The organism is Priestia megaterium, from assembly GCF_023824195.1.
Lineage (GTDB): Bacteria > Bacillota > Bacilli > Bacillales > Bacillaceae_H > Priestia > Priestia megaterium_D.
The window spans coordinates 4,059,197-4,073,819 of sequence record NZ_CP085442.1; the positions used below are offsets into that span (position 1 = coordinate 4,059,197).

Genomic DNA, 14,623 nt, shown 5'->3' on the forward strand with positions numbered 1-14,623 from the left:
TGATTTTGTTTCTTTTATCAGTTGAATAAAAAAGCAGCCAATACAGCGGCTGCCTTCTTCATCATATTCATTATACCATATTCACCATAATTATACTGAAATCCTTACGACAAAATTTGACCAGGATAATAATTTTCATTCAAATAATCTTGAGGATTCGTGCTTAAAATCCTCACAATTTGCTGTTGCTTTTGTTCATTTTCTTCAACAATAACCGGGATTCCATTATGGTTAATAAGCTTTGGCTGAGATTGTTCTTGATGATAAGACTGCTGAAAGATCAGTTCTTGCGGCATCATTGTATACAAAATCATTGCAGCAGCTGCTCTTCATTCTGACGTCCTTGCTCAATCAGTTCATTCAATTTTTTGATCGCTTGAGCAACTCCGCCTACTTCGTTAATTAACCCGTATGAAACAGCATCTCCGCCAACTACATTTGTCCCGATATCACGCGTTAAGTTCCCTTTTGAAAACATAAGTTCTTTAAACTTTTCTTCTGAAATATGAGAATGTTCTCTCACAAAGTTAATCACGCGCTCTTGCATTTTATCTAAGTATTCAAATGTTTGCGGTACACCAATAACAAGACCCGTTAAGCGAATAGGATGAATGGTCATGGTCGCTGTACCGGCAATATACGAATAATCAGTTGAAACCGCAATTGGAACACCGATTGAATGTCCGCCTCCTAACACAATGGACACAGAAGGCTTGGATAACGAAGCAATCATTTCAGCAATTGCAAGACCCGCTTCTACATCTCCACCTACTGTATTCAAGATAATAAGCAATCCTTCAATTTTTGGATTTTGTTCGATCGCCACAATTTGCGGGATGACATGCTCATATTTTGTCGTTTTGTTTTGAGGAGGCAGCTGCATGTGCCCTTCGATTTGTCCTACAATCGTTAAACAGTGAATATTAGAATCCTGAGGAAGCTGAGCCACGTTGGTCTGTCCTAATTGTTGAATTTTATCTAATATTCCGCCCTTGCTTTCTTCATTTTTATTAGGCTGCTGAGGCGCTTCATCAGAATGTAATCTTTCGTTATTTTCAAACATATTCTAACTCCTTTCACTTATTGATAGTAGTAGTATGAACTTCTCATGGTTATTACATCCGCATCAGCTGCAAATAAAAAGCCTTCCCAGCGGGAAGGCTTCACATTAGATTTCCATGATAATCGGTAAAATCATCGGTTTACGACGGGTTTTTTCATATAAAAATTGATTTAAACTTTCTCTCATTTTTAATTTTAATGAAGACCACTCGATTACTTTGTCTTCCATACACTTTTCTAAAATTTGCTGAACAATCTTCGTTGCTTCTTCTAAAAGCTTTTCTGATTCTCTTACATAGACGAATCCGCGGGAGATGATTTCTGGCCCCGCTACTACTGTTTTTTGGCGTTTATTAATCGTCACTACTACCGTTAAGATTCCGTCCTGTGACAGCAGCCTGCGATCTCTCAGAACGATATTTCCAATATCACCGACGCCTAGTCCATCAATGAGCGTATTTCCCGCTTGAATAGAACCGCTAGGGTACATGCGAGCATCTTTAAATTCAACTCGCTCACCTTTTTCAAGCAAACAAATATGATCTTCTGATAATCCTAATTGACCGGCCAGCTTTGCATAAGCTTTTTGTTTTCGATACTCTCCATTCACAGGCATGACATATTTCGGCTTTGTTAAGTTAATCATAAATTTTAATTCTTCTTGACTGCCGTGTCCGGAAGCCTGCACTTTTTTCTGAGCAAACACTACGCTTGCTCCTAAACGAAAGATGACGTCAATTGTTTTTGAAAAGGTCGTTTCGTGCCCCGCCACAGGTGTAGCAGCCAGCAAGACCGTATCATCTTGTTTGATTTGAATAAATTTATGGGACTGTTTAGCCATTCGAGTAAGACCTAAAATCGGCTCTCCGTGATGACCTGTTGTTAAAATAACCGTTTCATGTTCTGGAAGATCTTTTAGCTTTTGTACAGGAACAATTAAATCCTCAGGCAGCTGCAAATGTCCAAGTTTTGCTGCAATATCAATGATTTTCAGCATACTTTTTTCCATAACGATCAGGTTACGGCCGTGCTGATATGCGGCATGAATGATTTGCTGAATACGGTGCAGATTGGAACTGTATGCAGCAACAATGATTCGACCTTTGCTTTTATAAAAAGCGTCGGTAATATTTTGTCCGATGACGGCTTCGGAAACTGTGTAGCCTGGCTTATCCGCATTTGTACTGTCTGAAAGCAAACACAGTACGCCTTTTTCCCCAATGGCAGCCATTTTTCCGATATCAGCGCTTTGAATGCTGACTGAATTTTGATCAAATTTAAAATCACCTGTATATACAATCGCACCTTGATTTGTTTGTAAACAAATGCCGACTGAATCTTGTATACTGTGCTGCGTTCTGAAAAATGAAATATCCACTCCATCAAACGATAAAACCGTTGACGAAGTGATAGGATGTAAAGCTTCATATTTTTTAATTCCATACTCTTTTAACTTTTCTTTGATAAGTGCTAGCGTTAATTCTGTACCATATACAGGCACATCCAATTTTTGAAGTATAAAGGGAATAGCGCCAATTTGCTCTTCGTGTCCATGAGTAACAAATATGCCTTTTACGTTCTGCTGATTTTCTACTAAATATGTAATGTCCGGAATGACAATATCAATTCCCAACATTTCTCCTCCCGGAAACTTTGATCCTGCATCTAACACATATATGTTTTCATTGATTTCCACCACATACATGTTTTTTCCAAGCTCTCCGACTCCACCCAAGGCTGAAATTTTAATATTTTCTGTCTTTTCTAGTACCATAAGCTCCTCCTACTTACTTTCACCCGTACAATTTCATTTGCTTACATTATAACTGAAGTAAGAATTGGAATACAAGAAATTTCATTCGTCTATTTCCGTCATCTGCTCTTCTATTATCTTATAAAAAAAAAAACGTCCCTTCATCGACTCGTATATACGGTCAATGAAGAGACGTTTAAAAAACATACTTGTAGCTTATAGCGTATTTAATGTGCTGACTAACGTTTGGCGTTCTTCTTCCGTTAACGGAACTAAAGGTAATCGTACCGATCCTACGTCTAATCCTTTTAGCTGTAAAGCTGTTTTAACAGGCGTTGGACTTGGAGCCGCAAAAAGAGATTTCATAACAGGTACAATACGCTGATGAATTTTTGCTGCTTCTTTCGGATTTCCTGACTCATACAACTTAACCATCTCTTGCATTTCATTTCCAATAACGTGAGCGGCAACAGAAATAATGCCAGTTCCTCCAATTGCTAATACCGGTAGTGTTAAGCCATCATCACCGCTGTATAAAGCAAAATCATCGCTTGTTTGTGCGATAATAGCTGTCATTGCGTCAAGGTCTCCGCTTGCATCTTTTAACGCTACAACATTCGGCAGTTCAGCTAGGCGTACAATTGTATCAACAGACATATTGATCACGGATCGCCCTGGAATATTGTATAACATGACAGGCAGCTCTGTACTTTCAGCAATTGTTTTAAAGTGCTGATATAAGCCTTCCTGATTTGGCTTATTATAATAAGGTGCTACAATCATAATCGCATCTACGCCGATTTCTTCTGCCTTTTTCGTTAATTCAATTGATGCATACGTATTGTTGCTTCCTGTACCTGCAACAACAGGTACACGGCCATCTACTACCTTTACTGAGTGGCGGAACAGCGCCAGCTTTTCTTCTGTTGAAAGCGTAGGAGATTCACCCGTTGTTCCTGCAATAACCAACGCATCCGAACCGTTGCTGATTAAATAGTTAATAAGCTGCGTTGTTTTTTCAAAATCAATATTTCCTTTATGATCAAAAGGCGTTACCATCGCTGTTGCGACTTTCCCAAAATCAATCATGTTTTCACTCCTTGAAATTGCGTTATCCCTATTCATGTAATGAACCGTTAGCTTATAGCTAACGGAACATGTAGTTTATCTCTTTTGCGGTGCTTTTGACAAGTCAAAGGCACCATGAAGAGCATTAACGGCTTTCTTTAAATCCTCTTCTTTTACAAGCACCCAAATCGTCGTATGGCTGTCAGCAGATTGTAAAATCTGAATACCTTCGCCAGAAAGGGCTATAACAATTTTAGATGTAACACCAGGCACCCCTGCAATTCCTGCTCCAACCGTTGACACTTTGGCACAGTTGCGAATAACAGCCGGCTCATACCCTAGCGCATGAAGCACATCAATCGCTTTGTCAGTTGCTTCATCTGTTACCGTATATACAACACCCTTCGGTGAAATATTGATAAAATCTACGCTGATTTTTTCTTGTGCCATTGCTTTGAATACTTCTGCTTGCGTATCATAATGGCCTTCTTTACTAAAAACTTTAATTTGAGTGACGTTGGATACGTGCGCGATGCCTGTTACAAGGCGTTCTTGCACATCACTTCCACGCTGCTGTGCTTCACCTTGAGATGTAACGAGCGTACCTGCTGAATCAGCATACGTGGAACGGACGCGCATCGGTACTTTTGCCTGCATGGCAATCTCTACGGCACGTGGGTGAACTACTTTTGCACCTTGATAAGCCATGTTGCATATTTCGTTATATGTGACAACGGATAGCGGTCTTGCATCTTCTACAATACGCGGGTCCGCTGTCATCACACCTTCTACATCCGTGAAAATGTCAATGTAATCAGCCATAAGAGCTGCACCTAAAGCTGAAGCAGATGTATCGCTACCTCCGCGTCCAAGTGTTGTTGTATCACCTTCAGTAGTTGCCCCTTGAAAGCCTGTTACAACAACGACATCATATTCTTCTAATTCTTTTAACAAACGGTCGCATTTCATTTCTAGTATCTTGGCATTGGTAAAATCATCATTCGTCACAAACCCAGCCTGTGCACCGTTTAATGCTGTAGCTTTAATACCATTTTCGTTTAATAAATTCGTAAACACAACCGATGAAATTAATTCTCCGCATGCCATAAGCATATCAAGCTCACGTTTATTAAGAGACGCTTTATTTCCATCAACAAGTGAAAGCAATGTATCCGTTGCATACGGCTCACCTTTTCGTCCCATTGCCGATACAACAACGACTACTTTGTAACCCTCACTTAAAGCATTATTTAAATGATAAATTGCTCTCGCTCTTCCTTCTTCGTTACGAACGGAAGTTCCTCCAAATTTTTGGACGATTATTTTCATACTTACACCTCATCATGTTCCGAGACACTCTGGTTGCGCTTATTTTACTAAGCTAAGCTTAATAAGTGATTCTGCAATTTGTACAGAATTCCAAGCTGCACCTTTTAACAAGTTATCAGAAACGATCCACATATGGAAACCGTTATCGCGATCTAAATCTTTACGAATACGGCCGACAAACACATCTCGTTTACCTACACAATCTGCTGGCATTGGATATACTTGATTTTCTGGATCATCTTGCAATACGATACCAGGTGCATCAGCCAATAAATTTTTCACATCAGCTACCGTTACACCGTCTTTTTCAATTTCAATGTACACTGACTCTGAATGACCTGTTACAACCGGTAGACGAACACAAGTAGCAGCTACTGGCAATTCAGGCATGCTCATAATTTTCTTCGTTTCATTAATCATTTTCATTTCTTCAAATGTAAAACCGTTATCTTGAAATTTATCAATTTGCGGAATGGCATTAAAAGCAATTTGATAATGTTTTTTATCTCCACCAACCGGTAAAATTTCCGGTGTAAACTCTTTTTCTTCTAAAATAGCTTTAGCTTGTTCTTTTAATTCATTAATTGCAGCAGCGCCTGCTCCAGAAACGGCTTGATACGTTGATACTAGCACTTTAGATAAGCCGTATGTTTCGCGTAATGGCTGTAATGCTGCAACCATTTGAATTGTAGAGCAGTTTGGATTAGCAATGATTCCGTTATGTGCGTGTAATGCTTCTTCATTCACTTCCGGCACAACTAACGGGACATTTTCATCCATTCGATAAGCGCTTGTGTTGTCTACAACGATTGCTCCGCGTTTTACTGCCTCTGGTGCAAGTGCTTTTGAAATGCTCCCGCCTGCACTGAATAAAGCAATGTCTACGCCTTCAAAGCTATCAGGAGTTGCTTCTTGCACAACAACTTCTTCTCCGTTAAACAACACTTTTTTACCAGCTGAACGAGCTGAAGATAATAACGTTAATTTACCAACTGGAAAATTACGCTCCTGTAGGGTTTTAATCATTTGTTGTCCTACTGCACCTGTTGCTCCTACTACTGCTACATGTAATTCTCTTGTCATTTTAATACCGCCTCCAACAATTTTCAACTACTCAACATTTATCTGCATATACTGACTATTTTAACATATTATTATGCTTCATTGCGTCAAAGAAGAGAAGATTTTTAAAATCTTCTCTTCTTTGAGATTGAGAGTTCTCTTACAGCCGCAGTATTGAATAGATTCATGCAACAGCAAGAGGCATATATGTCCTATGACTCTTGACCGTCGCGGAACCTTTCGACAATAACAGGCTGAATCTGTTTATCTTCAAGCGCTGCGTACACCGTGTCTGATAACATCGTCATACGCGCTACCATTGAATTCGGCTTAAGCACCGGGTCATCTTGACCAAATGGAATAAAATAAATATTTTTAGTCGCCATTAGCCTCATTAAGTTTACACCATTTAGCCCTAGTGCGTCATTAGTCGAAATTCCCAGTACCACCGGCTTATTATTACGAAGCGTTGCTTTAGCTGCCATGAGTACCGGAGATTCAGTCATTGCATTCGCAAACTTACTCATCGTATTCCCAGTGATTGGGGCAACCACCATACAATCAAGCGGAATTTTTGGTCCTAAAGGCTCTGCTTTTACAATTGTATTGATGACGGCGTGACCCGTTAATTCCTCAATTTTCTTCACCCAGTCTTCACCATCTCCAAAACGAGTATTTGTGGATTGTACAGTGTAAGAAACAACCGGTAACACTTCTGCTCCCAAATTAACAAGCTTTTCAATTTCCGGCATAACCGCATCATACGTACAGTGAGATCCCGTCAAGCCGAATCCTATTCTTTTACCTTTTAATGACATTATTTTTTCTCCTCTCTTGCATCCGCAGCGTCTTTTAATAAATTCACTAATACATTAGCGACAATCTGACCTGCTGTTTTTGGAGCCACAATTCCTGGAAGACCAGGTGCTAAAATAGCTTTAATTCCTCGTTTTTCTGCATAGCGGAAATCGGTTCCTCCAGGCTTTGAAGCTAAATCAATAATGAGCGCATGGGTCGGGACATTAGATAATGTCTTAGCCGTTAAGATGGGGTATGGAATGGTGTTAATACATATATCACTATCAGCAATTTCTTTATCGAGTTCAGAAAGATAGAAAGGTTGCAAACCCATTTCAGCAATACGTGCTAAATGTTCAGATTTTCTAGCTCCTACTTTTACATTGGCACCAAGTGCAGCAAAGGACCTCGCCACGCTCATTCCTACTCTTCCTAAACCTAGGACAGAAATATTTGAACCGTGAATGGTAAAATCCGTATGTTGAATAACAAGCATGATGGTACCTTCAACAGTAGGAATAGAGTTATAAATTGCTACATCATCACGCTCAAATAGCTGAACGAGTTTACGGTTTGTCGTTTTGACTAATTCATTTAAATACCCATTGCTAATACCAGAATAAATAATGCAGTGCTCAGGCGTTTTTTTAAGTATTTCTTCAGTCAACACTACTTTTTCATTTGAAAAAATAGTATCTACTTGCCCTTCGTGATTTGTTCCAGGCACGGGAAGGATGATGGCGTCAACATCTGAAAAATCCAGCTCCTCTATCTGATATTTCGTCGCACCTGTAAAACCATGATCTAGCTGATCAAAACCAATAAGAGAGGTTTTTGCATCTAATTGAATTAATTTTCGAATGACTTCAAGCTGCCTAGCATCACCGCCAATTACAGCTATGTGCAAATCCGTTAACATGTTTCATTTTCACCTTCTTTAACATTAAATAGATGTATCCTTCGCTTAAACCATCGAGATGTAAAGTGCTATCATTACGCCCTAGAATGCCTATTGCTTTTCTTCAACATACTATGTAAACACACAGGAATCGGTGAATCTTTATCCCTGAAAATAAAAGAAACGAGATGCAGGAAGCATCTCGTTTCTTATTTTGTTGACTCATTATTTATATCTTCTAGCCGCTGGACATTTACAATCACCATATCTGTACCAATTTTTTCAATATTCCCCCACGGCACTCGCACTTCATCTCCTTGTTTTCGAAACCCAAACCACTTCACAGATGGAATAATAAGCGCATTAATTTGTCCCGTATGTTCATTAATTTCAAGATCTGTTTGCCCTAAAATACCCAAACGCTCTGCTCGCTTAACATCTACAATTTCTTTTCCACTCAGTTCGCTTAATCTCATAGAATCCCTCCTTTCATCTAATTTATTGAACAACCATACAAAAAATGACAAAAAAATAAGGCTGGCTCAATTATTTTAGCCAACCTTACTTTTACTGTTTAATTTCCTTTGAAGCCTTTAGGTAAATCTCCACTCGGGCTTATTAGCGAAAGAGCAAATTCATCTTTGAAAATATCTCGCGCAAGACCATTTACACTATCTTTAGTCACGGCATTAACAAGGTCTAAAATCTCATCTAATGAACGGTGATAGCCTAGCATTAACTCATTTTTTCCGTTTCTGCTCATACGGCTATTTGTACTTTCAAGGCTCAGCATTAAGTTTCCTTTCAGCTGCTCTTTGCTGTTAGCAAGTTCTTTATCCGTAATACCTTTGTCTTTCAGATCATAAAGCGTTTCTTGAACCGTATCATATAATACGTCGAGCTGATGGCTTCCCGTCCCCCCATAAATCGTTACAAGACCGCTGTCTCGATAAGAAGAATGATAAGAAAAAACAGAGTAAGCCAAGCCGCGCTGTTCGCGGACTTCTTGGAACAAACGACTGCTCATACTTCCACCAAGCACGTTATTTAGTACAATTAAGCTATATACATCTTCTCCGCCGATTGGCAAACCTTTAAAGCCAAGGCAAAGATGAGCTTGTTCTGTCTCCTTTTTGCGGGCAATATGATTTGTATGGAACTCTGGCTGAACATATTGATGAGCGGAATGACTTGACGTATATGTACCAAAATAGTTTTCCACCTGTTGAATAAAACTCTCATCAATGTTTCCAGCTACTGAAATAACGATGTTTTCGGGAATATACATTTGCTCCATATACTGACGAAGCGAATCACCGTTAAATGTTTTTAACGTATCTTCCGTTCCTAAAATCGGATAGCCTAATGGATGATTGCCGTATACGGCTTTTCCTAATAGATCGTGTACAATATCATCAGGTGTATCTTCATACATTTTAATTTCTTCATATACAACATTTTTTTCACGAGCTAATTCCTCTTCATCAAATGAAGAATTAAAGAACATATCCGCCAGCACATCTAGCGCTTGATCTGCGTGTTCGTCTAATACTTTTGCATAGTAGCACGTGTATTCTTTAGAAGTGAATGCATTTACTTGTCCCCCAATGCGGTCGAAGCTTTCTGCAATTTCACGAGCAGATCTTGTTTTTGTTCCTTTAAAAAACATATGTTCAAGAAAATGTGATACACCATTAATTTCAGGGTGTTCACTTCGAGAACCCGTTCCGATCCACACCCCAATGGCCACAGATCGAACAGTTGGGATATTTTCCAATACAATTCTTACACCATTTTTGCACGTATATCGTTTTATCAAGCTAGTGCCTCCCTTTTGCTTATCTCACTTACTTCTTAGTAGAAGAAGGTATTTTCATCATTCTTTCTTCATCTAGCATTGTTGACACATCGCTAACTTTCAGGCCCTTGCGTTCAATATCGGTTAACAATTGGTCAAGCGATTCAGCCGTTGATTCAGTCGGGTGCATCAGTACAATAGCCCCTGGGTGAATCTTTTTCATTACTCGATTAATTAACACTTCTGAACTTGGCTTTTGCCAATCGATTGTATCAACTGTCCACATGATTGTACTCATTTTTAACTGAGAAGCAAGCGTTACTACTTCGGGGCGAAAACTGCCGCTCGGCGGAGCAAACCATTTTACTTTTTGTCCCGTAGTAGATGTAATAATATCATTCGTTTTTTTAAGCTGCTGATTGATTTGACTAGCCGATAAAGTGGCCATATCAGGATGAGAATAAGAGTGGTTTCCTACTTCATGCCCTGCGTCTACAATCATTTTTGCCATATCTGGATTATTTTTAACCCATTTTCCTTCTAAAAAGAAGGTTGCTTTAGCATGGTGCTTTTTTAGCACTTCTAACATTTTAGGCAAATACTCGTTCCCCCATGCTACGTTCACTGTAAACGATACCATAGGCTTTTCATCGTGTCCACGGTAGATAGGTTCCTGTGGTAAATCCCTCAAGTGAACCTTTGGTCTAACCTGTTTGTACACTAGTTTTTTTTCATCAAATTTACCCGCAGGTTTCATATTTTTATAAGAAGCAGCAAGATCAACTTTTATGCCGTTATAGCCAGGAACCCGTTTCCAAACGGGATCGATTCGTGCATTCGCTGCTGGCTTTTCATAATCTTTTGCTTTTTCTTCAATCTTTTGATATAACGCATCATGCTGAGCTGATACAAGTTGTACATCGGATTTAAGTGCTTCTATATATGCTTCAGCAAAAGGATTATAAATAGATTTATATGTAATTGCCAGTAAAAATAGAAATGCTGTAAATTGCACAATGGTTCTCTTCACTTATCCTTCCCCCTTTACCATTTAAAATATGTATAAAGAGGACAAGGTAGAACAAACATCTACAAACGATAAAATCGCCCTACACATGGATTTTCTTCATGTATGGACGATTTCACAATATCTATATAGTAGTAAAAGAAGATTATTTTGTTTCTTTTGCTTTTTCTTCTTTTTCTTTTTGTTCTTTTAAAATTGCTTTACGAGATAAGTTAACGCGGCCTTGTTTATCAATTTCCATAACCTTAACTAAAATCTCGTCGCCAATCGATACAACGTCTTCTACTTTTCCAATACGCTCTTCTGCAAGCTCTGAAATATGAACAAGCCCATCTTTTCCGCTGAAGATTTCTACAAATGCACCGAATTTTTCAATTCGTTTTACTTTTCCTAAGTACATTTGGCCGACTTCAACTTCGCGTACAAGATCTTCAATAATTTTCTTCGCTTTTTCATTCATCGGCTGATCAATAGAAGAAATGAAGATTGTACCATCTTGTTCGATATCAATTTTAACGCCTGTTTCTTCGATAATTTTATTGATTTGCTTGCCGCTTGGTCCAATAACATCACGAATTTTATCAGGGTTAATAGCCATTGTAAGGATCTTAGGCGCATATTGAGAAAGCTCTTGGCGAGGCGTAGCAATCGTTGACATCATATGATTTAAGATCTGCATACGGCCTTTTTTTGCTTGTTGAAGGGCTTCATCTAAAATTTCACGAGATAACCCGTCAATTTTAATATCCATTTGAAGCGCAGTTACGCCATTTTCCGTACCTGCTACTTTAAAGTCCATATCTCCTAGGTGATCTTCCATTCCTTGAATGTCCGTTAGAATCGAGTAGTGTTCACCTGATTTGATCAGACCCATGGCAATCCCTGCTACAGGTGCTTTAATTGGAACCCCAGCATCCATCATTGCAAGCGTACTTGCACAAATACTTGCTTGTGAAGTAGAACCGTTTGACTCTAATACTTCAGATACAAGACGAATTGTATAAGGGAAATCTTTTTCATTTGGAATAACCGGCTCAAGTGCACGTTCACCTAGCGCACCATGTCCAATTTCACGACGACCCGGTCCGCGCATCGGTCTAGTTTCACCAACACTAAATGAAGGGAAGTTATAGTGATGCATGAAACGTTTAGATTCTTCTACACTTAAACCATCTAAAATTTGCACATCGCCAAGTGCACCTAATGTACAGATGCTAAGCGCTTGAGTTTGTCCACGCGTAAATAATCCAGATCCGTGTGTACGAGGAAGCAAGTTTGTTTCAGAAGAAAGTGGACGAATTTCGTCAATACTACGGCCATCAGGACGCACTTTTTCTTCTGTGATCAAGCGACGCACTTCACTTTTAACAAGCTTCGATAAAATTTCATTCACTTGATTTAGTACTTCTTCTTCTACATCTTGCTCTTCAAATTTTGCAGCTACTGCGCTTTTCACTTCTTTAATCGCATTTTCGCGCGCATGCTTTTCTTGAACTTGAACGGCACGGTTCATGTCACCTTCTGCAATTTCACGAACTTGACGCTCAAGGTCAGCATCAACAGTATAAAGCTCAACTTCTACTTTTTCTTTGCCTACTGCTGCTACAATTTCTTCTTGGAACGCAATTAATTTTTTAATTTGCTCGTGTCCAAACATAATTGCTTCTAACATTACTTCTTCCGGTACTTCATCCGCGCCTGCTTCAACCATGTTGATCGCGTCTTTTGTACCAGCAACCGTCAGATGAATATCGCTTTTTTCAAGCTCATCTACCGTTGGGTTTACAACAAATTCATTGTCTACACGGCCTACGATTACGCCTGCAATAGGACCTTCAAATGGAATATCAGATACTGATAATGCTAATGAAGAACCGAACATTGCCGCGATTTCTGAAGAACAGTTTTGATCTACGCTCATTACAACGCTGACAACTTGAACTTCGTTTCGGAAACCATCTGCGAATAAAGGACGAATCGGACGGTCGATTAAACGGCTAGCCAAGATTGCTTTTTCACTTGGTCTGCCTTCACGCTTAATGAATCCACCTGGGATTTTACCGACTGCATATAAACGCTCTTCATAGTTTACTGTTAACGGGAAGAAATCTACATTTTTAGGCTCTTTTGAAGCCGTTGCTGTACTTAATACAACTGTGTCTCCATAGCGGATTAATGCTGCGCCATTTGCTTGTTTTGCCAACTGGCCAACTTCAACTTCTAGCTTTCGTCCAGCTAGATCTACGGAGAACACTCGTTTTTCTTGTTCCATATCGACGAGTACCCCTCTCTACATATAAAATATGTATGTAATCAAATGTGATAGTTTTATTATAAACGAAATATCCAAAAACAATAGCTTTTTTCACATTATGTAGCATCTTTAATGTTTCTTAAATGTACATACTAAAAAAGCGGGAATGCTCCCGCTTTCTTCTTATTATCGACGTAAACCAAGTTTGTTGATTAACTCACGATAACGAGTAACGTCTTTGTTACGTAGGTAGTTAAGTAAGTTACGACGTCGACCTACCATTTTTAAAAGACCACGACGTGAATGGTGATCCTTTTTATGAGTACGTAAGTGACCGTTTAGATTGTTAATTTGCTCTGTTAGGACAGCGATTTGAACTTCTGGAGAACCAGTGTCGTTCGCATGAGTTTTGTACTCACTAATGATTTCATTTTTACGCTCTTGTGTGATAGCCATCCTATTCACCTCCTTATTATTAAACCCCAGTTACCGAGCAAAACGTTGGTGAATCGTAATGCCAAGCAATGGTTGTTTTACATACAAGTGTTATGTTACTACTTATTAGAACAAAAAGCAAGTCGTAGCAACTATTTATATATATTTTTTTATTTTTTATGTTTTTGAATTCCTTCAAAATAAGCAAGGGCTTCTTCCTTGTCCTTTGAGATCTGACCGACAAGCTCTTCGATGCCGCTGAACTTTTTTTCTGAACGAATCATTCGGTGCCATTTCACCGTTACGTGCTGATCGTAGATTTGCTCGTCAAATGATAATAAGTGGACTTCGATTGTTGGCTTTTCTAAATTATCGTGAAAAGTCGGCTTGTAGCCCACGTTGCATACTCCTGCATACCACTTGCCGTGGAGCTGAAGCTCAACAGCATACACGCCGATGCGCGGAAGTAAATACTCATCGTCTAAAGCGATGTTAGCAGTCGGAAAACCTATTTGCCTGCCTCGCTTTTCTCCATGAGTTACTGTACCTGACACTTCATAATAGCGCCCAAGCAGCTCTTTTACTCGATGCATGTCTCCATTTGCTAAATTTTCGCGAATAAGCGTTGAACTAATTTTTTCTTCGCCATTTGTTAACTTATCAATTGTTGTTTGAGTGAATTTTGATCGAGAATGAAATGGTAGTATTTCCATTGTTCCTTTACCTAACTTTCCATACGTATAGTCAAATCCAGCTACCACATGCTGCACATTCAGGCCAATAATATACTGATCAACAAACTCTTGAGGCAATAGTGCTGCAAACTGTTTATCAAAATGAACGATATATAAAAAGTCAATTCCCATTTCCTCAATGAGTTTCTTTTTTTCTTGAAGTGGTGTGATCATATCAATGTGCTGTACATTGCGCCCGAGCACCACAGAAGGGTGAGGAGTAAACGTCATAACAGCACTAGCTATGCCTTTTTCATCCGCTAACTGTTTTGCTGAATTTATCACTTGCTGATGCCCTAAATGCACACCATCAAAATAACCAAGCGCTAACACTGATTGTTGAACAGCTTCTCGTTGAAAGTGGTGTGGATGTCGAATTTCAATCGTTTCCAAAACACAGTTCAC

At 39.2% G+C, this 14,623-nt stretch carries 14 protein-coding genes; all 14 read right to left on the bottom strand.

Annotated elements, in window-relative coordinates:
* Positions 1–104: 104 nt before the first annotated feature.
* Positions 105–314, bottom strand: a complete 210-nt coding sequence (locus LIS78_RS21075) for a YlzJ-like family protein (protein ID WP_013058819.1) — start codon at positions 312–314, stop codon at positions 105–107.
* Positions 311–1,063 (bottom strand): ClpP family protease, encoded by a 753-nt coding sequence (locus LIS78_RS21080; RefSeq protein ID WP_013058820.1) that lies wholly within the window; start codon positions 1,061–1,063, stop codon positions 311–313. The genes LIS78_RS21075 and LIS78_RS21080 overlap by 4 nt, the downstream gene beginning before the upstream one ends.
* A gap of 105 nt (positions 1,064–1,168) precedes the next feature.
* A complete protein-coding gene (locus tag LIS78_RS21085; RefSeq protein ID WP_252284313.1) occupies positions 1,169–2,836 on the bottom strand; it encodes a ribonuclease J in 1,668 nt (555 codons plus the stop codon).
* A gap of 195 nt (positions 2,837–3,031) precedes the next feature.
* The gene (gene dapA / locus LIS78_RS21090; protein ID WP_252284314.1) at positions 3,032–3,904 is read right to left on the bottom strand and encodes a 4-hydroxy-tetrahydrodipicolinate synthase; all 873 of its coding nucleotides are present in this window, start codon (positions 3,902–3,904) and stop codon (positions 3,032–3,034) included.
* Positions 3,905–3,979: 75 nt separating this feature from the next.
* On the bottom strand, positions 3,980–5,212 hold the full coding sequence (gene dapG / locus LIS78_RS21095) for an aspartate kinase (protein ID WP_252284315.1): 1,233 nt from the start codon (positions 5,210–5,212) through the stop codon (positions 3,980–3,982).
* 39 nt (positions 5,213–5,251) lie between these two features.
* On the bottom strand, positions 5,252–6,295 hold the full coding sequence (asd, locus tag LIS78_RS21100) for an aspartate-semialdehyde dehydrogenase (protein ID WP_252284316.1): 1,044 nt from the start codon (positions 6,293–6,295) through the stop codon (positions 5,252–5,254).
* 191 nt (positions 6,296–6,486) lie between these two features.
* Positions 6,487–7,092, bottom strand: coding sequence for a dipicolinate synthase subunit B (locus tag LIS78_RS21105; protein WP_013058825.1), 606 nt, complete (start codon positions 7,090–7,092; stop codon positions 6,487–6,489).
* Positions 7,092–7,991, bottom strand: a complete 900-nt coding sequence (dpaA, locus tag LIS78_RS21110) for a dipicolinic acid synthetase subunit A (protein ID WP_013058826.1) — start codon at positions 7,989–7,991, stop codon at positions 7,092–7,094. Before dpaA ends, LIS78_RS21105 begins: the two co-directional genes overlap by 1 nt.
* A gap of 188 nt (positions 7,992–8,179) precedes the next feature.
* On the bottom strand, positions 8,180–8,446 hold the full coding sequence (locus tag LIS78_RS21115; RefSeq protein ID WP_195782017.1) for a YlmC/YmxH family sporulation protein: 267 nt from the start codon (positions 8,444–8,446) through the stop codon (positions 8,180–8,182).
* A 98-nt stretch (positions 8,447–8,544) separates the two neighbouring features.
* The gene (locus LIS78_RS21120) at positions 8,545–9,789 is read right to left on the bottom strand and encodes a M16 family metallopeptidase (protein WP_028411394.1); all 1,245 of its coding nucleotides are present in this window, start codon (positions 9,787–9,789) and stop codon (positions 8,545–8,547) included.
* 28 nt (positions 9,790–9,817) lie between these two features.
* Entirely contained in the window at positions 9,818–10,798 is a 981-nt protein-coding gene (locus tag LIS78_RS21125) for a polysaccharide deacetylase family protein (RefSeq protein WP_098622953.1), read from the bottom strand.
* Positions 10,799–10,940: 142 nt separating this feature from the next.
* Positions 10,941–13,067, bottom strand: coding sequence for a polyribonucleotide nucleotidyltransferase (gene pnp / locus LIS78_RS21130; protein WP_013058830.1), 2,127 nt, complete (start codon positions 13,065–13,067; stop codon positions 10,941–10,943).
* Between the two features lie 168 nt (positions 13,068–13,235).
* Positions 13,236–13,505 carry a 30S ribosomal protein S15 gene (gene rpsO, locus LIS78_RS21135; protein WP_013058831.1) on the bottom strand — a complete coding sequence of 90 codons (270 nt, stop codon included), beginning with the start codon at positions 13,503–13,505 and terminating at the stop codon, positions 13,236–13,238.
* A gap of 149 nt (positions 13,506–13,654) precedes the next feature.
* Complete coding sequence (gene ribF / locus LIS78_RS21140; RefSeq protein WP_013058832.1) at positions 13,655–14,611, bottom strand: bifunctional riboflavin kinase/FAD synthetase; 957 nt, start codon at positions 14,609–14,611, stop codon at positions 13,655–13,657.
* Between the last annotated feature and the right edge of the window lie 12 nt (positions 14,612–14,623).

Bases quoted from the DNA above. Each gene is read 5' to 3' on its own strand.
- LIS78_RS21075 (WP_013058819.1), bottom strand. From the start codon at position 314: ATGATTTTGTATACAATGATGCCGCAAGAACTGATCTTTCAGCAGTCT.
- LIS78_RS21080 (WP_013058820.1), bottom strand. From the start codon at position 1,063: ATGTTTGAAAATAACGAAAGATTACATTCTGATGAAGCGCCTCAGCAG.
- LIS78_RS21085 (WP_252284313.1), bottom strand. From the start codon at position 2,836: ATGGTACTAGAAAAGACAGAAAATATTAAAATTTCAGCCTTGGGTGGA.
- dapA (WP_252284314.1), bottom strand. From the start codon at position 3,904: ATGATTGATTTTGGGAAAGTCGCAACAGCGATGGTAACGCCTTTTGAT.
- dapG (WP_252284315.1), bottom strand. From the start codon at position 5,212: ATGAAAATAATCGTCCAAAAATTTGGAGGAACTTCCGTTCGTAACGAA.
- asd (WP_252284316.1), bottom strand. From the start codon at position 6,295: ATGACAAGAGAATTACATGTAGCAGTAGTAGGAGCAACAGGTGCAGTA.
- LIS78_RS21105 (WP_013058825.1), bottom strand. From the start codon at position 7,092: ATGTCATTAAAAGGTAAAAGAATAGGATTCGGCTTGACGGGATCTCAC.
- dpaA (WP_013058826.1), bottom strand. From the start codon at position 7,991: ATGTTAACGGATTTGCACATAGCTGTAATTGGCGGTGATGCTAGGCAG.
- LIS78_RS21115 (WP_195782017.1), bottom strand. From the start codon at position 8,446: ATGAGATTAAGCGAACTGAGTGGAAAAGAAATTGTAGATGTTAAGCGA.
- pnp (WP_013058830.1), bottom strand. From the start codon at position 13,067: ATGGAACAAGAAAAACGAGTGTTCTCCGTAGATCTAGCTGGACGAAAG.
- rpsO (WP_013058831.1), bottom strand. From the start codon at position 13,505: ATGGCTATCACACAAGAGCGTAAAAATGAAATCATTAGTGAGTACAAA.